Annotated in this window: 23 protein-coding genes and 1 pseudogene; 13 read left to right on the forward strand and 11 right to left on the reverse strand. The window is 68.8% G+C overall.

The window, feature by feature from the left end; genetic code table 11:
* Positions 1 to 87: 87 nt before the first annotated feature.
* Both CSC71_RS12045 and xerD read right to left on the reverse strand, forming a co-directional pair.
* Positions 88 to 897, reverse strand: a complete 810-nt coding sequence (locus CSC71_RS12045) for a DsbC family protein (protein WP_162374626.1) — start codon at positions 895 to 897, stop codon at positions 88 to 90.
* 237 nt (positions 898 to 1,134) lie between these two features.
* On the reverse strand, positions 1,135 to 2,088 hold the full coding sequence (gene xerD, locus CSC71_RS12050) for a site-specific tyrosine recombinase XerD (protein ID WP_162374627.1): 954 nt from the start codon (positions 2,086 to 2,088) through the stop codon (positions 1,135 to 1,137).
* Positions 2,089 to 2,117: 29 nt separating this feature from the next.
* Between xerD and CSC71_RS12055 the strand changes: the two genes are divergently transcribed.
* Entirely contained in the window at positions 2,118 to 2,591 is a 474-nt protein-coding gene (locus CSC71_RS12055) for an RDD family protein (RefSeq protein ID WP_162374628.1), read from the forward strand.
* A gap of 11 nt (positions 2,592 to 2,602) precedes the next feature.
* The gene (locus tag CSC71_RS12060) at positions 2,603 to 3,025 is read left to right on the forward strand and encodes a hypothetical protein (RefSeq protein WP_162374629.1); all 423 of its coding nucleotides are present in this window, start codon (positions 2,603 to 2,605) and stop codon (positions 3,023 to 3,025) included.
* Here CSC71_RS12060 and lptG read toward each other — a convergent pair.
* Both lptG and lptF read right to left on the reverse strand, forming a co-directional pair.
* Positions 3,006 to 4,106: an LPS export ABC transporter permease LptG gene (lptG, locus tag CSC71_RS12065; protein WP_162374630.1), complete on the reverse strand. Its 1,101-nt coding sequence runs from the start codon at positions 4,104 to 4,106 to the stop codon at positions 3,006 to 3,008. The two genes, CSC71_RS12060 and lptG, sit on opposite strands and share 20 nt — an antisense overlap.
* On the reverse strand, positions 4,103 to 5,188 hold the full coding sequence (gene lptF / locus CSC71_RS12070) for an LPS export ABC transporter permease LptF (RefSeq protein WP_162374631.1): 1,086 nt from the start codon (positions 5,186 to 5,188) through the stop codon (positions 4,103 to 4,105). Before lptF ends, lptG begins: the two co-directional genes overlap by 4 nt.
* A gap of 169 nt (positions 5,189 to 5,357) precedes the next feature.
* On the opposite strand from lptF, the gene CSC71_RS12075 reads away from it, so the two are divergent.
* The 3 genes from CSC71_RS12075 to CSC71_RS12085 all read left to right on the forward strand — a co-directional run bounded on the left by CSC71_RS12075 (position 5,358) and on the right by CSC71_RS12085 (position 10,317).
* The gene (locus tag CSC71_RS12075) at positions 5,358 to 6,842 is read left to right on the forward strand and encodes a leucyl aminopeptidase (protein WP_162374632.1); all 1,485 of its coding nucleotides are present in this window, start codon (positions 5,358 to 5,360) and stop codon (positions 6,840 to 6,842) included.
* Positions 6,843 to 6,935: 93 nt separating this feature from the next.
* The gene (locus CSC71_RS12080; RefSeq protein ID WP_162374633.1) at positions 6,936 to 7,361 is read left to right on the forward strand and encodes a DNA polymerase III subunit chi; all 426 of its coding nucleotides are present in this window, start codon (positions 6,936 to 6,938) and stop codon (positions 7,359 to 7,361) included.
* Positions 7,362 to 7,467: 106 nt separating this feature from the next.
* Positions 7,468 to 10,317 carry a valine--tRNA ligase gene (locus tag CSC71_RS12085; RefSeq protein WP_162374634.1) on the forward strand — a complete coding sequence of 950 codons (2,850 nt, stop codon included), beginning with the start codon at positions 7,468 to 7,470 and terminating at the stop codon, positions 10,315 to 10,317.
* Positions 10,318 to 10,366: 49 nt separating this feature from the next.
* Here the strand turns inward: CSC71_RS12085 and rimI are convergent, their stop codons facing one another.
* From rimI to pssA, 3 genes are read right to left on the reverse strand one after another with little or no spacing between them, the layout of a single operon-like run.
* Positions 10,367 to 10,849 (reverse strand): ribosomal protein S18-alanine N-acetyltransferase, encoded by a 483-nt coding sequence (rimI, locus tag CSC71_RS12090; protein ID WP_162374649.1) that lies wholly within the window; start codon positions 10,847 to 10,849, stop codon positions 10,367 to 10,369.
* Between the two features lie 47 nt (positions 10,850 to 10,896).
* Positions 10,897 to 11,346 carry an alanine acetyltransferase gene (locus CSC71_RS12095; RefSeq protein WP_162374635.1) on the reverse strand — a complete coding sequence of 150 codons (450 nt, stop codon included), beginning with the start codon at positions 11,344 to 11,346 and terminating at the stop codon, positions 10,897 to 10,899.
* A complete protein-coding gene (gene pssA / locus CSC71_RS12100; RefSeq protein WP_162374636.1) occupies positions 11,343 to 12,122 on the reverse strand; it encodes a CDP-diacylglycerol--serine O-phosphatidyltransferase in 780 nt (259 codons plus the stop codon). Before pssA ends, CSC71_RS12095 begins: the two co-directional genes overlap by 4 nt.
* 90 nt (positions 12,123 to 12,212) lie before the next feature.
* Here pssA and CSC71_RS12105 point away from each other — a divergent pair, with 90 nt between their 5' ends.
* From CSC71_RS12105 to CSC71_RS12115, 3 genes are all read left to right on the forward strand, one after another.
* Positions 12,213 to 12,620: a DUF4124 domain-containing protein gene (locus CSC71_RS12105; protein WP_162374637.1), complete on the forward strand. Its 408-nt coding sequence runs from the start codon at positions 12,213 to 12,215 to the stop codon at positions 12,618 to 12,620.
* A 3-nt stretch (positions 12,621 to 12,623) separates the two neighbouring features.
* Positions 12,624 to 12,893, forward strand: a complete 270-nt coding sequence (locus tag CSC71_RS12110; protein ID WP_162374638.1) for a DUF4124 domain-containing protein — start codon at positions 12,624 to 12,626, stop codon at positions 12,891 to 12,893.
* Between the two features lie 148 nt (positions 12,894 to 13,041).
* Positions 13,042 to 14,736: a proline--tRNA ligase gene (locus CSC71_RS12115; protein WP_162374639.1), complete on the forward strand. Its 1,695-nt coding sequence runs from the start codon at positions 13,042 to 13,044 to the stop codon at positions 14,734 to 14,736.
* 28 nt (positions 14,737 to 14,764) lie between these two features.
* Here CSC71_RS12115 and CSC71_RS12120 read toward each other — a convergent pair whose 3' ends face one another.
* On the reverse strand, positions 14,765 to 16,033 hold the full coding sequence (locus tag CSC71_RS12120; RefSeq protein WP_425501951.1) for a threonine/serine exporter family protein: 1,269 nt from the start codon (positions 16,031 to 16,033) through the stop codon (positions 14,765 to 14,767).
* A gap of 60 nt (positions 16,034 to 16,093) precedes the next feature.
* Here CSC71_RS12120 and CSC71_RS12125 point away from each other — a divergent pair, with 60 nt between their 5' ends.
* From CSC71_RS12125 to CSC71_RS12140, 4 genes are read left to right on the forward strand one after another with little or no spacing between them, the layout of a single operon-like run.
* Positions 16,094 to 17,209: an ABC transporter permease gene (locus tag CSC71_RS12125; RefSeq protein WP_162374641.1), complete on the forward strand. Its 1,116-nt coding sequence runs from the start codon at positions 16,094 to 16,096 to the stop codon at positions 17,207 to 17,209.
* A 5-nt stretch (positions 17,210 to 17,214) separates the two neighbouring features.
* A complete protein-coding gene (locus CSC71_RS12130) occupies positions 17,215 to 18,006 on the forward strand; it encodes an ABC transporter ATP-binding protein (RefSeq protein WP_162374650.1) in 792 nt (263 codons plus the stop codon).
* Between the two features lie 24 nt (positions 18,007 to 18,030).
* The gene (locus CSC71_RS12135) at positions 18,031 to 18,954 is read left to right on the forward strand and encodes an MlaD family protein (protein WP_162374642.1); all 924 of its coding nucleotides are present in this window, start codon (positions 18,031 to 18,033) and stop codon (positions 18,952 to 18,954) included.
* Positions 18,951 to 19,613, forward strand: a complete 663-nt coding sequence (locus tag CSC71_RS12140; RefSeq protein WP_162374643.1) for an ABC-type transport auxiliary lipoprotein family protein — start codon at positions 18,951 to 18,953, stop codon at positions 19,611 to 19,613. Before CSC71_RS12135 ends, CSC71_RS12140 begins: the two co-directional genes overlap by 4 nt.
* A 160-nt stretch (positions 19,614 to 19,773) precedes the next feature.
* Here CSC71_RS12140 and CSC71_RS12145 read toward each other — a convergent pair whose 3' ends face one another.
* From CSC71_RS12145 to CSC71_RS12155, 3 genes are all read right to left on the reverse strand, one after another.
* Positions 19,774 to 21,693, reverse strand: coding sequence for a reprolysin-like metallopeptidase (locus CSC71_RS12145; RefSeq protein ID WP_162374644.1), 1,920 nt, complete (start codon positions 21,691 to 21,693; stop codon positions 19,774 to 19,776).
* A 147-nt stretch (positions 21,694 to 21,840) separates the two neighbouring features.
* Positions 21,841 to 22,476 (reverse strand): CoA transferase subunit B, encoded by a 636-nt coding sequence (locus CSC71_RS12150; protein WP_162374645.1) that lies wholly within the window; start codon positions 22,474 to 22,476, stop codon positions 21,841 to 21,843.
* Complete coding sequence (locus CSC71_RS12155; RefSeq protein WP_162374646.1) at positions 22,476 to 23,186, reverse strand: CoA transferase subunit A; 711 nt, start codon at positions 23,184 to 23,186, stop codon at positions 22,476 to 22,478. The genes CSC71_RS12150 and CSC71_RS12155 overlap by 1 nt, the downstream gene beginning before the upstream one ends.
* Positions 23,187 to 23,383: 197 nt before the next feature.
* On the opposite strand from CSC71_RS12155, the pseudogene CSC71_RS12160 reads away from it, so the two are divergent.
* A pseudogene (locus CSC71_RS12160) lies at positions 23,384 to 23,510 on the forward strand (EtfB protein); the annotation flags it as partial.

The following is a 23,510-nucleotide window of genomic DNA, read 5'->3' on the forward strand; positions in this document are numbered from 1 at the left end:
GGGGGCGTGCCGTGGTCGGGCCGCGTATTGTAGCCGAGCCCGGTCGGCGGTTCCGGCCGACCGGGTCCGGGGGACCCCGTTCCGGCGTTACCGGCCGCCGCCCGCCTTGCCGCCGGCCAGTTCGTCGAGCCGCGCGCGCATCTGCGTCGGGCTCAGGTAACCGCCGATCTGCACGCCCTCGGCGGTGAAGATCGCCGGGGTGCCGGAGATGCCCAGGCGCTGGCCCACCTCGTACTCGGTCGCCACCGGGTTGTTGCAGGTCCGCGCCGGCACCGGCCGGTCGGCCTTGGCGTCGGTCAATGCGCGCTTCGGGTCGGCGGCGCACCAGACCGAGACCATGTCCTTGTGGTCCTTGGTGCCCAGGCCCATGCGCGGGAAGGCCAGGTATTCGACCGCGATGCCCTGCCGGTTGTACTCGGCGATCTGGCTGTGCAGCTTGCGGCAGTAGCCGCACTCGATGTCGGTGAACACGCTGATGGTGTACTTCGGGTTCGGCGGCGCGAACACGATGCGCTGGCTGTGCGGCACGCTGTCGATCAGGTCCGTGCGGTAGCGCCTGAGGCCGGCGCTGGCCTCGGCGACGTCGCGGCGCGTGGCCACGTCGAGCACGACGCCCTGCATCAGGTACTTGCCGTCGTCGCTGACGTAGGCGACCTGGCCGCCGACGATGACTTCGCGGAAGCCCGGCATCGGCGCGGCGCCGATGTAGTCGATCTTCAGTTCCGGATTGAGTTCCTTCAGCACCTTGCGCACCTGCGCCTCGGCGGCCTTGTCCGCGGCGGTCGCGGGGCCGGTGGCGGCGGCCGGCTTGGCCGCGGTGGCGGGCGTCTGCGGTGCCTGCGCGCAGGCGGCGAGGCTGAGGCCGCCGATCAGGGCGGTCAGGAGCATGCGTTTCATCAACAATCGTCCTGTCATTGCGGCATCCGGCGGGTGCGACGACCGCACATGGCTTCTGCGGGTACAGCGGGCATTCTCGCACACGGGCCAGCGGCCGGCAGGTCGCGGCGGCCCCAGTTGTCAGGCGTTCATTGCCGTTCGGGCGCCCCGCCACCCTCTTCGGCGCGACGACGCCGGCCGCGGAAGTTCCCGCCCGGCCAGCCGCCGCCGGGCGTTCGCCGGGGCGGAGGCGGCGGCTTACCCCCTGGGATGGTGCCTGGCGTGCAGGTTCTTCAGCTGCTCGCGCGCCACCAGCGTGTAGATCTGCGTGGTCGACAGCGAACTGTGGCCGAGCAGCATCTGCAACGCGCGCAGGTCGGCGCCGCGGTTCAGCAGGTGCGTAGCGAAGCTGTGGCGCAACCCGTGCGGGCTGACCTTGGCCGGATCGATGCCGGCGACGGCGGCGTAGCGCTTCACCAGCGCCCAGAACTGCTGGCGCGACGGCGGCTGCCGGTCGGCGTTGACGAACAGCGTCGGTGGATTGGTCTTGCCGGCCAGCTGCGGGCGCGATTCGGCCAGGTATTTCTCCAGCCAGTGCTGTGATTCCTCGCCCAGCGGCACCAGCCGCTCCTTGCTGCCCTTGCCGGTGACGCGCAGCACGCCCTGGCGCAGGTTGACCGCGGTCGCAGGCAACCCGACCAGCTCGCTGACGCGCAGGCCAGCGGCGTACATCAGTTCGAGCATCGCGCGGTCGCGCAGGCCCGGCGGCGTGGCGACGTCGGGCGCGGCGAGCAAGGTGTCGACCTGGCTTTCGGTCAGCGCCTTCGGCAGCGAGCGCGGCAGCTTCGGCGGATCCAGCAGCGCGGTCGGATCATCCTTGCGTGCGCCGCGGCGCACGCACCACGCGTAGTAGGCGCGCAGCGCCGACAGCAGGCGCGAGGTGCTTTTCGGCGAATAGCCTTCGTTCGCGCGCCAGGCCAGGTAGCGGAACAGGGTTTCGCGATCCGCCTTCGCCAGCGCGCCGTCGCGCAGGTTGCGCCACCTGGCGTAGCCTTCGAGATCGCGCCGGTAACTCGCCAGCGTCGCCTGCGACAGGCCGCTCTCGGCCCAGACCGCGTCGAGGAAGCCCTCGATCTCGCGCTGGTCGGGCTCCGGCACCGCCGGCATCTGCATCACGTACTGGCGGCGCTCGGCGGGGGATCTGCGGCTCATGCGCAAAGCTTAGCCGTTATGCTTCGCGCATGACCGAACCCGCCCCCGAACCGCAAAAACCCCGCGCGCTGGTCGGCTGGCGCCTGCTGGCCCTGCTCTACGACCTGTTCCCGGCGCTGGCGCTGTGGTTCCTGGTGTCGGCGCTGTTCACGATCGGCTACACCTTCCTCGGCCACCACGCCACGCGCGAGAACATCGCGCCCTTCAGCCCCCTGCAGTGGCTGCTGTGGCTGGCGTGCTGGCTGGTGACCGGCGTGTACGCGACGGTGAGCTGGCGGCGCGGCGGGCAGACGCTGGGGATGCGGCCATGGCGGTTGCGCGTCGCCGCCACGGACGGCGGCAGACCGACGTGGAAGGCATTGTGGCTGCGCTACGCGGTCGGCACGCTGTCGTTGCTGCCGGGCGGACTGGGGTTCTGGTGGGCGTGGTTCGATCGCGGGAGACTGGCTTGGCACGATAGCGTGAGCCGCACCCGATTGATTCGAATTCCAAAACGGCAGTAAGGAGCCCATCGATGGGAAATATCACGCGTTTCCTGACATCGATGGGCCTGGCCATCATCGCAAGTGCGTCCCATGCCTCTTCCGACAGGCCTCCGGCGCTCGATTGCAGGATCGGACCGTTACACAAGACCTACGGAAAAACCGGATGGCTGGTCTACGCCTGTGATGACTCGAGATCCATCGTGATCGTCTCGGACCAGGGCAATCCGGCGAGCCCTTTCTATTTCATCGTCTACGTCAAGCCCGATGGGGGCATGCAGCTTTATGGCGAAGGCAACGGCAAGGAATCCGCCACCCGGGCCGCATTCGATGAATTAAAGAAACTTTCGCAAGCCGATGTAGCCGCGCTCGTCGAACAGGCCCGCGCGACTCAGTCTGGCGGCGACGATCGAGCTTTTCTCGGACCTGTCCGGCTCAGCGGCTCCGCCGCTTGAACAGCCACCCCGACACGACCAGCATCAATATCGGCGGCAGCGCGTAGGCCAGGCGGAAATCCAGCTTGAACGCGAGCGCCAGGCGGCTGAACAGCAGCTGCAGCACCCAGAAGCCCAGCGCGAACAGGATGCCGAGGAACAGCCGCTTGCCGAGGCCGCCGCTGCGCAGGCTGCCGAACGCGAACGGAATCGCCGCCAGGCACAGCGCCAGCACGTTGAACGCGTAGAACCAGCGGCTCCAGTACTCGTCCTCGAAATCGCGCGCGTCCAGCCCGTTGCGCTCGCGGTAGTCGATGCTCTTGGCCAGGTCGCGCGCGGTCATCGCCCGCGGCCGGGCGATGTTGGCCGACAGCGAGGCCGCGTCCAGCTTCGACTCCCAGCGCTCCTCGGCCACCTGCTTCTGCTCGACCGAACGCGCGTGGAAGGTGGTGCGGCGCACGTCCTTCAGCAGCCAGCCGTCGGCGCCGTGCACCGCCAGCGCGGCGTGCGCGATCGACTGCAGGCGCCCGTCGCCGGCCAGTTCGTACAGGCGCACGTCGCGCAAATGCACTTCCGGCTGGCCGTCGCGCACCACCTCGTCGCCGGTCTGCGCATTGAGGAACACGTCGCCTTCGCGCGCCCACAACCCGGAATAGCGGGCCACCGCCACGTTGCCGTTGCGCGCGGTGTTCTTCAACACGGTCGCCTGGTTGTCGCCCCACGCGCCGACGGTCTCCATGCCGACCACCATCAGCAGGGTCAGCAGCGCCAGCGTCACCGCCACCGAAATGCTCAGCCGCCTGCGCGACAGGCCCAGCGCGCGCAGCGCGGTCAGCTCCGACGTGGCCGCCAGCTGGCCCAGGCCCATCAGCGCGCCGATCACCGCCGAGGTCGGGAACAGGATGTAGGCGCGGCGCGGCGCGGTGTAGGCGACGTAGGCCAGCGCGTGGGCGAAGCTGTAGCCGCCCTTGCCGATGTCCTTCAATTCGCCGAGCAGCGCCTGCATCACGTCCAGGCCGACCAGCACCGTCCACACCAGCAGCACGGTGCCCAGCACCACCTTGCCGACGTAGAGATCGTGGATGTTCGGGCTCAGCCTCATGCGCCGGCCCTCTTCGGACGCGACAGGTGGCCGTCGCGCAGGTAGAACCACGCCGCCAGCGCCAGCATCGGCAGGCTCAGCCACCACAGGCCCAGCGCCGGCGGCAGCTTGCCGTCGGCCAGCGCCTGGGTGCCGTTGAACATCAGCAGCGTACCGACCAGGAACACCAGGAAGCCGAGCATGATCCGGCCGTAGCGCGCCTGCCGCGGCGAGCTGCGCGACAGCGGCAGGGTCAGCAGGGCGAAGGCCAGCGCCAGCAGCGGCGGGGTGAGGCGCGAATGCAGCTGGGCGTTGGCACCCGGCCGCGGATCGCCGATCAGCCGCGTCGTCGGCAGCAGTTCCGGATCGTTCTCGTCGCGCTGGTCCTCGCGGTCCGGCAGGGCGAACTCGTTGCTGGCGAAGCGCGCCAGGTTGTAGTTCAGCCCGCCGTCGAGCGGGCCTTCGACGCGGAAGCCGGCGTCCAGGCGCAGGTAGCGGCTCTTTTCGCCCTCGAACGACAGTTGCCCGCTGGCGGCGGTGACCACGTCCAGGCGCCCGTCCCGCTGCCGCTGCACGAATCCCCGCCGCATGTTCACGCCGTCGTCGGAAATCGCGCCGACGTAGGCCACGCCGCCGTTCGACAGCACGGTGAACTTGCCGGCCTCGAGCCCCGCCGCCACCAGGCTGCGGTTGGCGCGCTCGACCATCCGCACGCCGGTGGCCTCGGCCCACGGCGCCAGCCACAGCGACAACGCGCCGATCACGCCCGCCACCGGCAGCACCAGCATCAGCAGCGGCTTCAGCAGCCGGCGCGGCCCGATCCCGGTCGCCGCCAGCACCGGCATCTCGGCATCCCGGTACAGCCGCGAAAAGGTCAGCAGCAGGCCCAGCATCAGCGACAGCGGCAGGACCACGATCGGCAGGTAGCTGACCAGTTGCAGGCCCAGCTGCGACAGCAGCAGCGAGGCCGGCACCCGGCCCTCGGCGATCCGCCGCAGCAGGTCGGCCAGCACGCCGCCCAGGCTGACCACCAGCAGCACGATCAGGGTCGCCAGGAAGCCCTGGAGGAATTCGCGGAAAAGGTAGCGGTCCAGCTTGGGCATCGGGCTTGTCTTACAATCTCGGGTTCGTTCGCTGGTTTCCGGACCCGGCCCGACGCCGAAACGCCCGGCCGGAAAGCCTGCGATTGTACGGAAGGAACCCCGAAAAGCCTCGTCCGGCTTCCATGGCATGTTCCGACAGGCACACCTCCAACGACTGGAAATCTGCGCAATGGCCCTCGAATTCCTCCTGAACCAGGATGCCCCCGCTACCGCCGCGTTCGACTGCATCGTGGTAGGCGCGTTCTCGAACGGCACGCCCGCCGACAGGGGCCTGACCCCGGCCGCGCAGGCGATAGATGCCGCCAGCGGCGGCCGCCTGTCCGCCCTGCTCGAGCGCGGCGACGTCAGCGGCAAGACCGGCAAGACCGCGTTCCTGCCCGACCTGCCCGGCGTGGCCGCGCCGCGCGTGCTGGTGGTCGGCCTGGGCGACGCCGCCAAGTTCGGCGTGCCGCAGTACCTGAAGGCGGTCGCCGACGCCGCCCGCGCGCTGAAGACCGGCCCCTCGGGCAGCGCGCTGTTCACGCTGAGTGAAATCGAGGTCAAGGGCCGCGACGCGGCCTGGAACATCCGCCAGGCGGTGATCGCCGCCGACCATGCCGTCTACCGCTACACCGCGACGCTGGGCAAGAAGAAGAACGACGCCCCCGGCCTGACCCGCCTCGCCATCAGCGGCAGCGATGCCGCCGCGCTGGCCCAGGGCGAGGCGATCGCCGATGGCGTCAAGTTCGCCCGCGACCTCGGCAACCTGCCGCCGAACATCTGCAACCCGGCCTATCTCGCCGAGCAGGCGCGCCAGTTCGCCGCCGCCAACGGCGCCGAGTCCGAGATCCTCGACGAGGAGCAGATGGACAAGCTGGGCATGGACTCGCTGCTCGCGGTCGCGCGCGGCTCGGCCAATCGCCCGCGCCTGATCGTGCTGAAGTGGAGCAACGGCGGCGACGCCAAGCCCTACGTGCTGGTCGGCAAGGGCATCACCTTCGACACCGGCGGCGTCAACCTGAAGACGCAGGGCGGCATCGAGGAGATGAAGTACGACATGTGCGGCGGCGCCACCGTCATCGGCACCTTCGTCGCCGCGGTGAAGATGAAGCTGCCGATCAACCTGGTCGTCGTGGTCCCGGCGGTCGAGAACGCGATCGACGGCAACGCCTACCGCCCCAGCGACGTGATCACCTCGATGTCGGGCAAGACCATCGAGGTCGGCAACACCGACGCCGAGGGCCGCCTGATCCTGTGCGACGCGCTGACCTACGCCGAGCGCTTCCAGCCGCAGGCGCTGGTCGACGTCGCGACGCTGACCGGCGCTTGCATCGTCGCGCTGGGCCATTTCGCCACCGGCCTGATGAGCAAGCACGACGCCCTGTCGAACGAACTGCTGGCCGCCGGCGAGCACGTGTTCGACCGCGCCTGGCGCCTGCCGCTGTGGGACGAATACCAGACGCTGCTCGACTCGACCTTCGCCGACGTCTACAACATCGGCGGCCGCTGGGCCGGCGCGATCCCCGCCGGCTGCTTCCTGGCGCGCTTCGCCGAAGGCCAGCGCTGGGCGCACCTGGACATCGCCGGCACCGCCAATGGTTCCGGCAAGAACGGCATGGCCCCCGGCCGGCCGGTCGGCCTGCTGAGCCAGTGGCTGCTGGACCGGGCGGGATGAATCCGATGGTTGTTGGTTCCTGGTTGTTGGTTGTTGGGAAACCCCGCCGGCAGCCCGCCAGGAACCAAGAACCAGCAACCAAGAACCCATAGCATGCCCCGCGCCGACTTCTACCTGATCGCCAAGCCGCGGTTCCTGGAACAGCCGCTGCTGCTGGTCTGCGAGCTGGCCAAGCGCGCCTACGCCGCCAGCCAGCCGACGCTGATCCTGGCGCGCGACATGGCCCAGGCGGAAGAGCTCGACGACCTGCTGTGGGCGTTCGACCCGGACGAATACCTGCCGCACCAGATCGCCGGCGCGGACGACGACGAGGAAGAGGCGCCGATCCTGATCGCCGCGCCCGACACCGACGCGCCGTCGCGGCCGCTGGTGATCAACCTGCGCGACGACGTGTGGCTGAAACCGTGCGAACGCATCCTCGAGGTCGTTCCCGCCGACCCGGCCGCGCGCGAGCCGCTGCGCGAGCGCTGGAAGCAGTACAAGGCGCTGGATTTCGAATTGAACAAGCACGACATGTAATTCGAGGAACGAGCGGAGAGGCGCGAGAAGTGGGTAAAAGCCAGGCGCAGCCACCCACTCCCGTCTTCCGCTCACTTCCCGCTCCTCTCCGCCCACTTCTCGCCCCATGACCGACCTCGCCTCCAGCTACGACCCGAAATCCTTCGAATCCCGCATCTACTCGGAGTGGGAAAACGCCGGCTTCTTCAAGCCGTCCGGCAAGGGCGAGCCGTACACCATCCTGCTGCCGCCGCCGAACGTCACCGGCACCCTGCACATGGGCCACGCCTTCCAGCACACGCTGATGGACGCGCTGGTGCGCTACCACCGCATGCGCGGCTACGACACGCTGTGGCAGATGGGCACCGACCACGCCGGCATCGCGACGGAGATGGTCGTCTCGCGCAACCTCGCGCTCGAAGGCAAGGGCGAGACCCGCGACTCGCTGGGCCGCGACGGCTTCGTCGCCAAGGTCTGGGAATGGAAGGCGCAGTCCGGCGGCACCATCGAACGGCAGATGCGCCGCCTCGGCGCGTCCGGCGACTGGTCGCGCAGCACGTTCACGATGGACCCGATGGCGAGCAAGGCGGTCGTCGAAGCCTTCGTGAAGCTGCACGAGGAAGGCCTGATCTACCGCGGCCAGCGCCTGGTCAACTGGGACCCGGTGCTGAAGACCGCGATCTCCGACCTCGAGGTGGAGAACGTCGAGGAGGACGGTTTCCTGTGGTCGATCTCCTACCCGCTCGCCGATGGCAGCGGCTCGCTCACCGTCGCGACCACGCGCCCGGAAACGATGCTCGGCGACGTCGCGGTGATGGTGCATCCGGAAGACGAGCGCTACGCGCACCTGATCGGCAGGACCGTGAAGCTGCCGCTGACCGACCGCGAGATCCCGGTGATCGCCGACGACTACGTCGACCGCGAGTTCGGCACCGGCGTGGTCAAGGTGACGCCGGCGCACGATTTCAACGACTACCAGGTCGGTCAGCGCCACGCGCTGCCGCTGATCAACATCCTGACCCCGACCGCGGCGATCAACGACAACGCCCCGGAAAAGTACCGCGGCCTCGACCGCTACGAGGCGCGCAAGCGGGTGCTTGCCGATCTCGAGGCGCTCGGCCTGCTGGTCGAAACCAGGCCGCACAAGCTGCAGGTCCCGCGCGGCGACCGCACCGGCCAGGTGATCGAGCCGTACCTGACCGACCAGTGGTTCGTGAAGATGGAAGGCCTCGCCAAGCGCGGCCTGGAACTCGTCGAGTCCGGCGAGGTGAAGTTCGTCCCGCCGAACTGGATCAACACCTACCGCCACTGGATGGAGAACATCCAGGACTGGTGCATCTCACGCCAGCTGTGGTGGGGCCACCGCATCCCGGCCTGGTTCGACGACGCCGGCAACGCCTACGTCGGCCGCGACGAGGCCGAAGCGCGCGCGCGCGCCGGCCTGTCCGCCGGGGTGGAGCTGACCCAGGACAGGGACGTGCTCGAAACCTGGTTCTCGTCGCAGCTGTGGCCGTTCAGCACGCTGGGCTGGCCGGATGAGGCGGCAATGAAGGAGCGCGGCTTCGACCGCTACCTGCCGTCGAGCGTGCTGGTCACCGGCTTCGACATCATCTTCTTCTGGGTGGCGCGCATGATCATGGCCACCGACCACTTCACCGGCAAGGTGCCGTTCCGCGACGTCTACATCACCGGCCTGATCCGCGACGCACAGGGCCAGAAGATGTCGAAGTCGAAGGGCAACGTGCTCGACCCGCTCGACATCATCGACGGCATCGCGCTCGAGGACCTGGTCGCCAAGCGAACGACTGGTCTGATGCGGCCGCAAGACGCACCGAAGATCGAGAAGGCCACGCGCAAGGAATTCCCCACCGGCATCGCCGCGCACGGCGCCGACGCGCTGCGCTTCACCATCGCCGCACTGGCCACCCACGGCCGCGACATCAAGTTCGACCTGGGCCGCGCCGAGGGCTACAAGAACTTCTGCAACAAGCTGTGGAACGCCACGCGCTTCGTGTTGATGAACACGGATGGCTTCTCCGTAGGAGTGGCGTCAGCCGCGACCGCGGACCTTCCGAGCCAGCGAATGCTTCCGCAAGCACCGGACACCTCAGCCGCGGCTCACGCCGCTCCTACGCCGAGAACGGATGCAGAGAAATGGATTCTCGCGAGGCTGGCCAAGGTCACGGCCGAAGTCGAAACCCAGTTCGCCGCCTACCGCTTCGACCTGATCGCGCAAGCCCTGTACGAATTCGCCTGGAACGAGTTCTGCGACTGGTTCGTCGAACTGGCCAAGCCGGCGCTCAACGGCGACGACGCCGAGGCCGCGGACAGCACCCGCCACACCCTGCTCCACGTGCTCGAATCGCTGCTGCGCCTGCTGCACCCGCTGACCCCGTTCGTCACCGAGGAGCTGTGGCAACAGGTCGCGCCGAAACTCGGCATCGCCGAAAAGACCGTGTCGCTGCGCCCGTACCCGGCCGCGGCCGACTTCGCCGGCCAGGAATTCGCGAAATCCGAGGCCGACGTCGAATGGCTGAAGGCGATGGTCACCTCGCTGCGCCGCATCCGCAGCGAACTGAACGTGGCCCCGGGCAGGACCATCCGCCTGCTGCTGCAGGGCGGCGATGCCGCCGACCGCGCGCGCTGCGACGGCTTCGCTTCGCCGCTGAAGTTCCTGCTCAAGCTCGAATCGGTCGAATGGCTCGCCGCCGACGCCGCGGCGCCCGCTTCCGCCGCCGCCGTGGTCGGCGACCTGAAACTGCTGGTGCCGCTGGAAGGCCTGGTCGACCTCGACGCCGAGCGCATCCGCCTCGACAGGGAAATCGCCCGCGTCGCGACCGAAAAGGCCAAGAGCGAAGGCAAGCTGGCGAAGTTCACCGACAAGGTGCCGCCGGCGGTGGTCGAGCAGGAAAAACAGCGTCTCGCCGACTGGGGCGCGCAACTGGCCGCGCTGCAGGCACAGCGCGCGAAGCTCTGAAAAACGGGAACGGCTGGAAGGGAACGGGCGGACTGCGTTTACCCGTTCCTCACTTCTCGCCCTTCGTTGCCCGCCCCTGCAACGGCGGCATCCTGTCGATGTCGCCGTCGACCAGTTCGATCGCCATCACGATCGCGTCTTCGCGGCCGTCGTGCGCCGGGTAGTAGCGCGGGCGCCGGCCGATCTCGTTGAAGCCTTCGCTGTGGTACAGCGCCAGCGCGTGCGGATTCGACGGGCGCACCTCGAGGAACACCCGCTCGCACTTCGCTGCGCGGGCCTGCTTCAGCAGCGCGCGCAGCAGGTGGCGGCCCAGGCCCCGGCCCTGCCGCTCCGGCGCCACGCAGATGTTGAGGATGTGCGCCTCGCCCGCGGCGAGGCTGAGCACCGCGTAGCCGATCAGCAGGCCGCGCTCGTGCAGGACCCACGCCGGATAGCCGGCGGCCAGGCAATCGCGGAAGATGCCGCGCGTCCACGGGAACGGATAGGCGCGTTGCTCGACCGCCATCACCGCGTCGAGGTCGTCGTCGCGCATCGGCCGCAGCGCGGCTTCGGCGCCGTGCGCTTCGATGCGCGCCGCGTTCACCGCCGCGCCTTCGCGCGCAGCGCGCGCAGGCGCGGCCACAGCGCGCGCTTGGCCGCGGGATTGCCGCGCAGTTCGGCCGACGCCGGCAACTGCGCGACGACGTCGGCCATTTCCGGCGAATTCGGATTGATGCCGGCGGCGCGGATCAACGCGATGTGCAGGCGGTCGGGCATGCGCGTCGCCACGCGGCGCGGCGCGGCGACGGGCGCCGAGTCGGTTCCGTCGCGCGGGGCCGGAGCCGGACGCGCGGCAGGGCGGCCGGCCTGCGGTCGCCCGGGGGCCCTGGCCTGGAATTCGCGCCGCGCCGGCGGCAGCGCCGGCATCGGCGTTTCCGCCGGCGCCTGGGCGGCTTCGGCCACCGGCAACGCGCCGCGCACCCACACCGTATGGCCCAGCGCCGCCAGCCAGCGCTGCTGCTCGGCGGTCCACGGCGCGGCGTCGCTCACGCCGCCGGCTCCGTCTTGCGGAAACGCTGCAACAGCCACGCCACCGGCCCGGACAGCGCGTAGACCACGCCGACCGCGAACAGCACGCGCGGCACGTCGACGACCAGGATCGCGATGACCACCGGGACCAGCAGCAGCACCACGAAGGGCACGCGATCGGATTTCGGTCCGGTCCCGGCGCCGCCCTTGAAGCTCCAGTAGCGCACGCGGCTGACCATCAGCAGGGCCGCGGCCAGGGTGATGCCCAGCGCCACGTAGCGCAGCTGCGGCCCCCTCACGCCCAGGTCGCCGTCGGCGAAGGCCCAGACGAAGGACATCATCAGCCCCGCCGAGGCCGGGCTGGCCAGGCCGATGAACCAGCGCTTGTCGACCACCGCGACCTGGGTGTTGAAGCGCGCCAGGCGCAGCGCCGCGCAGGCCGCGTAGAGGAAGGCGACTGCCCAGCCGACCCGGCCCAGCAGCGCGCTGTCCAGCTTCAGCGCCGACAGCGACCAGTGGTACATCACCAGCGCCGGGGCCATGCCGAAACTGACCAGGTCGGCCAGCGAGTCGTACTGCACGCCGAATTCGCTGCTGGTGCCGGTCAGGCGCGCGACGCGGCCGTCCAGGCCGTCGGCGATGCCGGCGATGAACACCGCCACCGCCGCGTGCACGAACTGGCCGTTGGCCGCGGCGATGATCGCGTAGAAACCGCCGAACAACCCGGCCGTGGTGAACAGGTTCGGCAGCAGGTAGATGCCGCGCGGACGGGGGGGAGAATTGCGGTTTTCTTCCATGCGTCCCAGTTTAGCCGAAGCCGGCGCCTTGCCAGCGCCGTCCGGCGGTGCTGCAATCGACCGCTGCCGCAACCGCACCCGGAGCCGTCGATGCGCACCCCGCCCGTTTCCGCCCTGCTGGTCCTGATGGCCGGACTGGCCGCAGCCGCCACCGCCGAGGCCCAGACCACCCGCCTGTACCAGTGGAAGGACGCCAGCGGCGTGACCCACTACTCCGACAAGCCGCCGGAAGGACGGGACGCCAGCGACCGCGCCATCGTCAACCACGGCGAGCCCGCCACGCCGGCCGCGCCCGCGGCCAGGCCGGCCGAGAGCGCGCAGTGCACCAACGCGCGGCACAACCTCGACATCCTGTCGAAGAACGTCAAGGTGCAGGTCGACAACGATGGCGACGGCAAGCCCGACGACGTGCTCGACGAAGCCGGACAGGCCAACCAGAAGGCGATCGCCGAGGCCGAGGTCAGGGCCTACTGCCCGGCCCCGGCAACGGCCCGATAGTCCATGCGGCTGGCCTGGGCCATCGTCGCCGGGATCGCGCTGGGCGGCGGGCTGGCCTGGTGGATGTCGCGCGAAAGCCCGGAACAGACCAGCGAAAAGCAGCGCCGCGCCGAACGGGCCGCCGCCGCGCAGGCCCGCGACGCCGTGCCCGCGCTGTACCGCTGGCGCGACGAGAACGGCGTGCTGCAGATCACCGACCAGCCGCCGAAGGGCCGGCGCTACGAGCGGATCGACCGCAACCGGCCGCTGCAGCAGGAAGTGCGCGGGGATTGAAGCGGTTCCTGGTTGTTGGTTCCCGGTTGTTGGTTCCTGATTGCTGGTTCAGGCGCGGCCCGGCCGCCGGGGACCATGAACCAGCAACCAACAACCGCCTCCGTGCATGGCAAAATGCCCGCTTTCCGCCTGTCGAAAGCCCCCGCCGATGCGTCTGTCGCAATTCCACCTCCGCACCGCCAAGGAAACCCCGGCCGACGCCGAGATCGTCAGCCACCAGCTGATGCTGCGCGCGGGCATGATCCGCAAGCTGGCGTCCGGCCTGTACACGTGGGCCCCGCTGGGCCTGCGCGTGCTGCGCAAGGTCGAGCGCATCGTGCGCGAGGAAATGGACCGCGCCGGCGCGATCGAGATGCTGATGCCGACGGTGCAGCCGCGCGAGCTGTGGGAGGAGACCGGGCGCTGGGAGAAGTTCGGCGGCCAGTTGCTGAAGATCGCCGACCGCAAGGAAGCCGAATACTGCTACAGCCCGACCGCCGAGGAGGCGGTCACCGACTTCGCCCGGCAGGAACTGTCCAGCTACAAGCAGCTGCCGGTGAACTTCTACCAGATCCAGACCAAGTTCCGCGACGAGATCCGCCCGCGCTTCGGCGTGATGCGCGCGCGCGAGTTCCTGATGAAGGACGCGTATTCGTTCCACCTGACCGACGAGGACCTGGTCCGCGAATACCGCAACATGCATGCCGCCTACACCCGCATCTTCACCCGCCTGGGCCTGCAGTTCCGCGCGGTGCAGGCCGACAGCGGCGCGATCGGCGGCGACGCCTCGCAGGAATTCCACGTACTGGCCGAATCGGGCGAGGACGCCCTCGCCTTCTCCACCGGCTCGGACTACGCGTCGAACGTGGAAGCCGCGAGCGCCGCCGCGCCCGGCCCGCGCCCGGCGGCGACGGAGCCCTTGCGCAAGGTGCCGACGCCGACGCAGAAGACCTGCGAGGAAGTCGCGGCGCTGCTGGGGATCGACCTGGCGCGCACGGTCAAATCGGTGGCGGTGGTCGGTGCGGATGGTTTCGTCCTTGCGCTGGTGCGCGGCGACCACAGCGTCAACGAGATCAAGCTGGCCAAGGTGCCGGGGCTGGCCGACTACCGGCTGGCGAACGAGGCCGAGATCCTCGATCACCTCGGCAGCGAACCGGGATTCCTCGGCCCGCTGCGGCCGAGGAAGGCGGTCCGCGTCGTCGCCGACCGCGACGTCGCGGCGCTGGCCGATTTCGTGGTCGGCGCCAACGAGGCCGGCTTCCACATCGCCGGCGTCAACTGGGGCCGCGACCTGCCCGAGCCGGAAACCGTCGCCGACATCCGCAACGTGGTCGAAGGCGACAAGGCGGCGGACGGCGGTGAAATCCGGCTCGCGCGGGGCATCGAGGTCGGCCACGTGTTCCAGCTCGGCCACAAGTACAGCGAGGCGATGAAGTTCACCGTGCTCGACGAAAGCGGCAAGGCGGTGGTGCCGGCGATGGGTTGCTACGGCATCGGCGTGTCGCGGATCGTGGCGGCGGCGATCGAGCAGAACCACGACGCGGCCGGGATCATCTGGCCGGCGCCGATGGCGCCGTGGACGGTCGCGGTGTGCGTGATCAACCCGAAGAACGACGCCGCGGTGAACGCGGCGGCGGAAACGCTGCTCGACGAACTGCTCGCCGCCGGCATCGACGCGGTGCTCGACGACCGCGGCCTGCGCCCGGGGCCGATGTTCGCCGACATCGAACTGATCGGCATCCCGCACCGCGTGGTGGTATCCGAACGCGGCCTTGCCGCCGGCACCTTCGAATACCGCGCGCGCAACGCGAACGAAGCCGAGAACCTGACCCGCGAGCAGCTGCGCGGGAAACTGGGCGGCTGAGCCGCCCCCGTGGGGGCGGGCCCTGCCCCTACAGATTCCGCCGCGTCGGCATCAGCAGGTTGCCGAACAGCAGGCCGGCCACCAGCGCCATGATGATGTTGAGCGCGCCGAGCAGCGCCGATTCGCCGCCGGTCTGCTGCACCAGGTTCATCAGCCCGCGCAGGCTGGTGCTGCCGGGCACCAGCATGATGATGCCCGACAGGCGGATCAGCGCGCCGGGGCGGCGCGCGCGGCGCGCGAACAGGTTGCCGGCCATGGTGATCGCCAGCGCCGACAGGAAGATGCCCGCGCCGCTGCCCCAGGCTTCGCCCGCATAGCGCGAAACCAGGTAGCCGGCGATCGCCGCCGACATCACCCACGGGTAGTCGCGCCGGTGCGCCTTGAACAGCACCGCGAACGCGTACGCGGCCAGCACCAGCGACGCCCATTCGACCCAGTCCGGCTGCGGCCGCAACGCGCGTACCTCCGGGTCCAGCCCCAGCGGCCGCGCCACGCTGACCGCGATCATGCTGCCGATGGTCAGTTTCAGCACCGTGCTCACCGCGCCGGCGAAGCGGGCCGTGCCCGAGACCAGGTGCTGGCTGGTCAGCTCGTTGACCGCGTTGGTCAGGGTCATGCCCGGCAGCAGCACGATCAGCGAGGCGATGATCACCGTGTTGAGGTTCAGCGGCGCGACGAAGTCGGCGACGAGCACCGCCAGCAGGCCGGCCACCAGCGCGGACACCGCGTCGCTGGCTTCCTGCAGCCGCGGGCGCTTCTCGGTCAGCTGCGCGAACACGCCGATGACCAGGCCGATCAGCGCGGCGGTGGCGATGTCCAGCCACGGCAACCGCCACAGCCCCGCCACCGCGGCCGAGGCCAGCCCGAACGCCGCCACCTGGGCCACGCGCCCGCGTCGCGTCGGCTTGCGGTCGAGCCCGCGCAGCGCGGTATGGCCCTGGGCGATGCTCATGCGTCCGTTCGCCACTTCCTCGGCGATGCGGTCGGCCTCGCTGAGCTTGTGCAGGTCGTTATCGCCGGGCTCGAGCCGGATCACCCGCGTGGTGTCGCTGGCGCCCAGCGGCCGGGTTGGGTCGCTGAAACTGAGGATGATGCCGGTGGGATTCGACCACGGGTCGCAGTCCAGGCCGAGGCGCTCGGACAGGACCTCGACCGCGCGCTCCAGGCGCTGCGCGGTGGTGCCGTAGCTGTGCAGGCGCGTGGCGATCTCGCAAACGAAGGCGATGCGCTGGGCGTAGGTGGCGGTGGAATCGGCGGCAATGGGCGGCATGGCCGAATTGTGTAGGCCTTCGGGCATGCACGCCAGCCCATGCGGCAGTTCGGTATGCTTCGACGCATCGCGACCTGAACCGGCCGAATGAGCGCAACCGCCGACCGCCCGCAGTTCCAGATCGACCCGGCCGAGCCGGCACGGGCGCGCCTGTCCGGCGACTGGTCGCTGGCGCATGCGATGGACATCCCGGCGCGGCTGCGCGAACTGCCGGACGCGGTGGACACGCTCGACGCCAGCGGCATCGGCCGCATCGATTCGGCCGGGGTGATGCAGTTGCTGCGCTTCGCCAGGCGCCGCGGCCTGCCGCCGGAACGGCTGCGGTTCCGCGCCGACCACCGCGCCCTGGTCGGCGTCATCGAGGACGTCGCCGGCGACCGGCCCAAGCCGCGCCGCGACTACGGCTTCGTCGCCGCGCTGGCCCGCCTCGGCTTCCGCGTGCACGACAACGCCAGCGAGGTCGTCGCCCTGCTCAGTTTCACCGGCGAGAACCTGGCCAAGCTGTGGCGGATGCTGCGCCAGCCGCGGCGCATCCGCCCGGTCTCGGTCGTCTACCACATGGAACAGGTCGGCCTGGACGCGGTGCCGCTGGTGGCGCTGCTGTCGTACCTGGTCGGCACCGTGATCGCCTTCCTCGGCTCGACCATCCTGCGCGACTTCGGCGCCGAGATCTACGTGGTCGAACTGGTCAGCATCGCCTTCCTGCGCGAGTTCGCCGTGCTGCTGACCGCGATCGTGCTGGCCGGGCGCACCGCCAGCGCGTTCACCGCGCAGATCGGCGCGATGAAGGCGCAGGAGGAGATCGACGCGCTGCACACTCTGGGCCTGGACCCGGTCGACGTGCTGGTGCTGCCACGCCTGGTCGCGCTGCTGGTGATGCTGCCGCTGCTGACCTTCGTGGCGATGCTGGCCGGCCTGGCCGGCGGCATCACCGTCGGCGCGTTCGACCTGGGCATCAGCCCGCAGCAGTACGTGGCGCGCATGTACGAGACCATCCAGCTGCGGCATTTCCTGGTCGGCCTGTCGAAGGCGCCGGTCTTCGCCATGGTGATCGGCCTGATCGGCTGCCTCGAGGGCCTGCAAGTCAAGGGCACCGCGCAATCGGTCGGCGAGCGCACCACTTCGAGCGTGGTGCAGACGATCTCGCTGGTGATCGTGATCGACGCGCTGGCCGCGCTGTGGTTCATGGAGATGGGCTGGTGAACGCGATGGCGACGGACAGCGGCAGCGAACCGATCGTCTCCGTGCGCGGCCTGGTCAACCGCTTCGGCGAACAGGTCGTGCACGACGGCCTCGACCTGGACCTGCGCCGCGGCGAGATCCTCGGCGTGGTCGGCGGCTCCGGCAGCGGCAAGTCGGTGCTGATGCGCTCGATCCTCGGCCTGCGCAGGCCGAACGCGGGCGAGATCACCGTGCTCGGCACCGATGCGCGTTCCGACGACGAGGACGACCGCCGTGCCATCGAGCACAACACCGGCGTGCTGTTCCAGGACGGCGCGCTGTTCTCGTCGCTGACCGTCGGCGAGAACGTCGAAGTGCCGCTGAAGGAGCACCACCCCGAGATCCCGGACACCTGGCGCTACGACCTTGCCCTGCTCAAGGTCAAGCTGGCCGGCCTGCCGCCCGAGGCGATGGACAAGCTGCCGTCGCAGCTGTCCGGCGGCATGCGCAAGCGCGCCGGCCTGGCGCGCGCGCTGGCGCTGGACCCGCCGCTGCTGTTCCTCGACGAACCGACCGCCGGGCTCGACCCGATCGGCGCGGCCGCCTTCGATCGCCTGATCAAGACCCTGCAGGAGGCGCTGGGACTGACCGTGTTCCTGATCACCCACGACCTCGACACCCTGTACGCTATCTGCGACCGTGTCGCGGTGCTGGCCGACCGCAGGGTCGCCGCGATCGGTCCGCTGCGCGAGATCGAACGGCTGGAACACCCGTGGATCCGCGAATACTTCCACGGCCCGCGCGCGAGGGCGGCACGAGGCGATCCGCAGCCCGCGTAGCCGCGATTCGAGGAGGATACGACGATGGAAACCAAGGCCAATTACGTGCTGATCGGCGCCTTCACCCTCGCGGTGGGCGTCGCCCTGCTGCTGTTCGGCCTGTGGGCGGCGAAGTACTCGACCGAGCGCACCTGGCAGGAATACCGCGTGGTGTTCAACGAGCCGGTCACCGGCCTGATGACCGGCAGTCCCGTGCAGTACAACGGCATCACCGTCGGCTCGATCACCAAGCTGTCGCTGGCGCCGAACGACCCGCGCCAGGCGATCGCGCGCATCCGCCTCGACGCCGAGACCCCGGTCAAGACCGACACCCGCGCCAAGCTGGCGATCACCAGCCTGACCGGGCCGACCATCATCCAGCTCACCGGCGGCACGCCGCAGGCGCACAGGCTCACCGACAGCGACCGCAGCGACGCGCCGGTCATCCAGACCACGCCTTCGGCGCTGCAGAACATCACCGACACCGCCAATCGCATCGTCGACCGCCTCGACACGGTGTTCAGCGACCGCAACGTCGCCAGCATCGGCAAGACCCTGCAGAACCTCGACGAGATCAGCAGTTCGATCGCCACGCAGAAGGCCGACCTGCAGATGCTGATCGTCAATGCGCGCCAGGCGATGGAGAAACTCGACGCCACGCTGGCCACCACGCAGGGCACGATGGACCGGCTCGACAAGAACCTGGTGCAGCAGCTGCCGCAACTGGTCGACAAGCTGGACGCCAGCCTCGCCAAGCTGGATTCGGCGGCCGGCAACGCCGACGCCCTGCTCAGCGAGAACCGCGCGGCGATCAACAACTTCGCCAACGACGGCCTGGCCCAGCTCGGCCCGACGCTGGCCGAACTGCGCGCGCTGGTGCGCGACCTGCGTCGGGTCAGCGACCGCCTGGAAGGCAATCCCGCACGCTACCTGCTGGGGCGCGACGCGCCGAAGGAGTTCGAACCATGATCGAGCGGAAGGACCGACGCCTCCCGACACCGCAACTTAGGCGCATCGCCTTCCGCGCCGTCGTCCTTGCCTTCGCGACAGGCCTTTCCGGCTGCTCCATCCTCGGCAGCGGCCCGCGCGAAGGCGGCGGCACCACGATCTACGCGCCCGACGTGCGCGTCGCCGCCGATCCTTCGTGGCCGCAGGTCGACTGGTCGCTGGCGATCGCGCCGCCCACCGCGCCGCGCATGCTCGACAGCACCCGCATTGCGGTGAGGCCGACGCCCGGCGAACTTCAGGTCTACCGCGGCGCCAGCTGGTCGCAGCCGCCCACCGCGCTGGTCGCGGACGCCGTGCTGCACGCCCTGGAGGATTCCGGGAAGATCGCCTCGGTCGCCCGCCAGGGCAGCGGCATCCGCGCCGACTACAAGCTGGTGCTCGACATCCGCCGCTTCGAGGCCGATTACGCCGGCAAGGCCGTGCCTGATGTGGTCATTGAGATCAACGCCAAGCTCCTCAGCGTGCGTAACCAGACCGTGGTTGTATCCCATACTTTCGTGCAGACACAGCCCACGGCCGGCAAGGAGGCCCCGCAAGTAGCCGGCGCATTTGAGCAGTTGCTTTCGGTCGTCGCTGAGCAAATCGCTGGCTGGTTGTTGAACGTAGGGGCACGACCATGAGACAACCGGCAGCCCACATCAATACTGAACAAACAGTGCCGCAAAACAGACCGCTACACATTTCGCTTTGGACCAACTCGCAGTCATCCCATTCCCTTCTCGGCCGCCACATGCATCCATGGCACTTTCGTCATGACGAATGGCGCTGACCTACTGCAGCTCAGGAATAGACATTCCAAGAGGTATCTGCAACCGTCGAGACCGTCTGCGGCGTGTTGCGATTGGCGCTTTTCCAGATGGAATTGGCGCCCGTTACAGCGTGACGCCACAAGATGTCGCTCCGGCCATCACCATCGAAATCCCCCACCCCAGCCACTCGCCAATTGATGTCGGTCACTGCAGCAACCGTCTGCGACGTGTTGCGATTGGCGCTTTTCCAGATGGAATTGGCGCCCGTTACAGCGTGACGCCACAAGATGTCGCTCCGGCCATCACCATCGAAATCCCCCACCCCAGCCACTCGCCAATTGATGTCGGTCACTGCAGCAACCGTCTGCGACGTGTTGCGATTGGCGCTTTTCCAGATGGAATTGGCGCCCGTTACAGCGTGACGCCACAAGATGTCGTTCCGGCCATCACCATCGAAATCGGCCGGCCCTCGTACTTCCGATATCGGCGAGACCGAAGCGCGAAACTGCGCCAAGACGGGGATCGTCTGATTCAAGCTGCGTGCGTTGTCCTCACTGTTCGTTACGCCACAAGCACGGTCACCACAAAAGGTGATCCTGGGATTGGAGAACACACGGTACGGCATCTGGTCCGGATCGCCATAGGCCATGATCGTGTAGAAATTACCGTTGGCCGCGGAGGTCTTCAGCCCGAAGGAATACGGGTAACGCCCGTACTGCAGCTGGCCGTTGTCGCCCTGTGCGTTGGCGCGATCGTGCGCGGAGCCCATCAGGTGCGCCGATTCGTGGGACAGCGTGTTGTCGTCGCAGTAATAGCTGAACCCGTCGGTGCCCTGGTCGGTACCGTCGCTGACCACGGCATACGCGTAGGCCGCATCGCCGTTGGTGATGGGGGTCTGGTCCGCCCCGATCAGCCACGCGATACCACACCCGTCGTTCTCCGGGGTGGTGAATTTGCGCACGAGGATGGCGATGTCGGCGCTGTACTGGTCACGCGCGGTGCGCAGCGGCACCAGGCTTGAGGGAATCGGGACCGACTGCGTGCCGTCGGTGCCGGTCAAAGCATCCAGCGCCGTCTCGTTGGCATTGGCGTCGGTATAGCTGACCTGCAGCGTGCGCACCAGCCTCAGGTAGCCATCGACGTTGCTGTTGTTGAATGCCTGGTTGCCGACCTCGATCAGGTAGGCCAGACGCGTCGTCGCTTGCGAAGTGCCGCCGTAGTAGGAGGCAAAGCCCGCCGTATAGCCGATGGCGGCGTCGATGGTATTGGCGTCGGTCTGCGGCGCACGCAGCGCCGTGACCATGCCGCTCAGGGCTATCGGTGCCGCCTCGGCCGTGGCCGTGGTATCGCGCACGGCATTGGCCGCCGCACGCGGCACCTTGGCATCGCCGCGGATTCCCGGCTTGGCCGCCTTGGAAGGATCCATCTTCACCACCCACAACGCGCCCTGGCGCGTCTGCAGGCTCAGCGGCGGGCCGTTTTCCTGCGGGATCGAACCGAATACCGCCTGCTCGCCGAAGGTGATGATCGCTTCCTGCCGCGGATCGCCGCCGACCACCCGGCCGACCCAGGTCCAATTCCCGTCGAGTTGCTCGGCGTGGCGCTCGTAGCGCAGCCTGATCTGCGTGCCGTCCGGCGCAGGAAAGGTCATTTCGCCCGATGCGATCGCATTGAACGCATGCTCTTCGCTGACCGAAACGGGATACCAGGTGAAGGCGCCCTTCTGCTGGGCCGGCGCGCCCTGCGGATAGCTGACCAGCTTGCCGCGGTCGGGGGCGTCGGCAATCGAGACCCCGGCCATGCGTACGGGAACCGGTGAAGCCGATGCCTTTCCCGACGGCTGGCCAGGCGTTGCGGTACCCCGCAACCCCGCCTGCCAGGAGTCAGAACCCGACCCGCCGCAACCGGCCAGAAGGGTCGCCAGGAGCACAGCTCCGATCCGGAATTTCATGGGCATCGCCTCGAATCACAAATGCCCCCCTGTGCCCGCAATGATAGCGGGCACCGGCCGTGATCGCCGCGAAAAAACGCGCGTGAATTCCTTAGGATTTGAACCTGAAGCGCGAACGGGTACGCATTCCGGCCCCGGCGACCGCGCTCAGGCAGCGCGACGGAACGGCACGCCGGTCTTCTGCCGCAGCTCGTCCTCGTCGATGCCCGGGGCCGTTTCGACCAGTACCAGCCCGTCCGGCGTCACGTCGAACACGGCCAGGTCGGTGATGATCCGGTCGACCACGCCGACGCCGGTCAGCGGCAGCGTGCATTCGGGCAGGATCTTGTGGCTGCCGTCCTTCGCCACGTGTTCCATCAGCACGACGATGCGCTTCACGCCGGCGACCAGGTCCATCGCCCCGCCCATGCCCTTGACCAGCTTGCCCGGCACCATCCAGTTGGCCAGGTCGCCCTTGTCGGTGACCTGCATGGCGCCGAGCACGGCCAGGTCGATATGGCCACCGCGGATCATGCCGAAGGATTCGTGGCTGCCGAAGAAGCTGGCACCGGGCCGCGCGGTCACGGTCTGCTTGCCGGCGTTGATCAGGTCGGCGTCGATTTCGTCCTCGGTCGGGAACGGACCGATGCCGAGCAGGCCGTTCTCCGACTGCAACCATACGTCGATGCCGTCGGGAATGAAGTTGGCGACCAGGGTCGGCAGGCCGATGCCGAGGTTCACGTAGGCGCCGTCGGTCAATTCCTGCGCGGCGCGCGCTGCCATTTCGTCGCGGGTCCAGGCCATTACTTGCCTCCTTGGCGCAGGGTGCGCTGCTCGATGCGCTTCTCGGGGTTCGGGTTGTGTACCAGGCGCTGCACGTAGATGCCCGGGGTATGGATCTGGTCGGGATCGAGTTCGCCGACCTCGACGATGATTTCGGCCTCGGCCACGCAGACTTCGCCGGCGGTGGCGACCGCGGGATTGAAGTTGCGCGCGGTCTTGCGGTAGACCAGATTGCCGGACTTGTCGGCCTTCCACGCCTTGACCAGCGATACGTCGGCCTTGAGCGCGGTCTCCATCACGTACCAGTGGCCGTCGAACTGCCGGGTCTCCTTGCCCTCGGCGACAATGGTGCCGTAGCCGGTGCGGGTGAAGAACGCCGGGATGCCGGCGCCGCCGGCGCGCAGGCGCTCGGCCAGGGTGCCCTGCGGGTTGAATTCCAGCTCGAGCTCGCCGGCCAGGTACTGACGCTCGAATTCCTTGTTCTCGCCCACGTAGGACGAAATCATCTTGCGGATCTGCCGGGTTGCCAGCAGCTGGCCGAGGCCGAAGCCGTCGACGCCGGCGTTGTTGGAGATCGCGGTCAATCCCTTCACGCCGCTGTCGCGCAGCGCGGCGATCAGCGCCTCGGGAATGCCGCACAGGCCGAAACCGCCGACCGCGACAGTCTGGTTGTCGGCGACCAGCCCCTCGAGGGCAGCGGCGGCGCTGGGGTAGAGCTTGCTCTTGGCCATGCTTCGGTCCGTAGGGGAATGCCCCGGCATTCTACGCAAGGCGGGATGGCCGGCACATGGCACTTTCGGGCAATGGCTTCAACCCTACTCGACCCTACGCGCTCGCATGGCCGCCCCGCCCCCGGTAAAATCCGTGATTCCGCCCGCCAGCCGACGTCCGCCGGGCAGTCCGCAGTCACCGAAGGAATCCCTACAGGATGAAAATTCTCGTCGCCTACAAGCGGGTGGTGGACTTCAACGTCCGCATCCAGGTCAAGCCGGACGGTTCCGGGGTGGTCACCGAGGGCGTCAAGCTCTCGCCCAACCCGTTCGACGAGATCGCGC

Origin of the sequence: Pseudoxanthomonas sangjuensis (genome assembly GCF_010211755.1) — a bacterium.
In the GTDB taxonomy this organism is placed as follows: Bacteria; Pseudomonadota; Gammaproteobacteria; order Xanthomonadales; family Xanthomonadaceae; genus Pseudoxanthomonas_A; species Pseudoxanthomonas_A sangjuensis.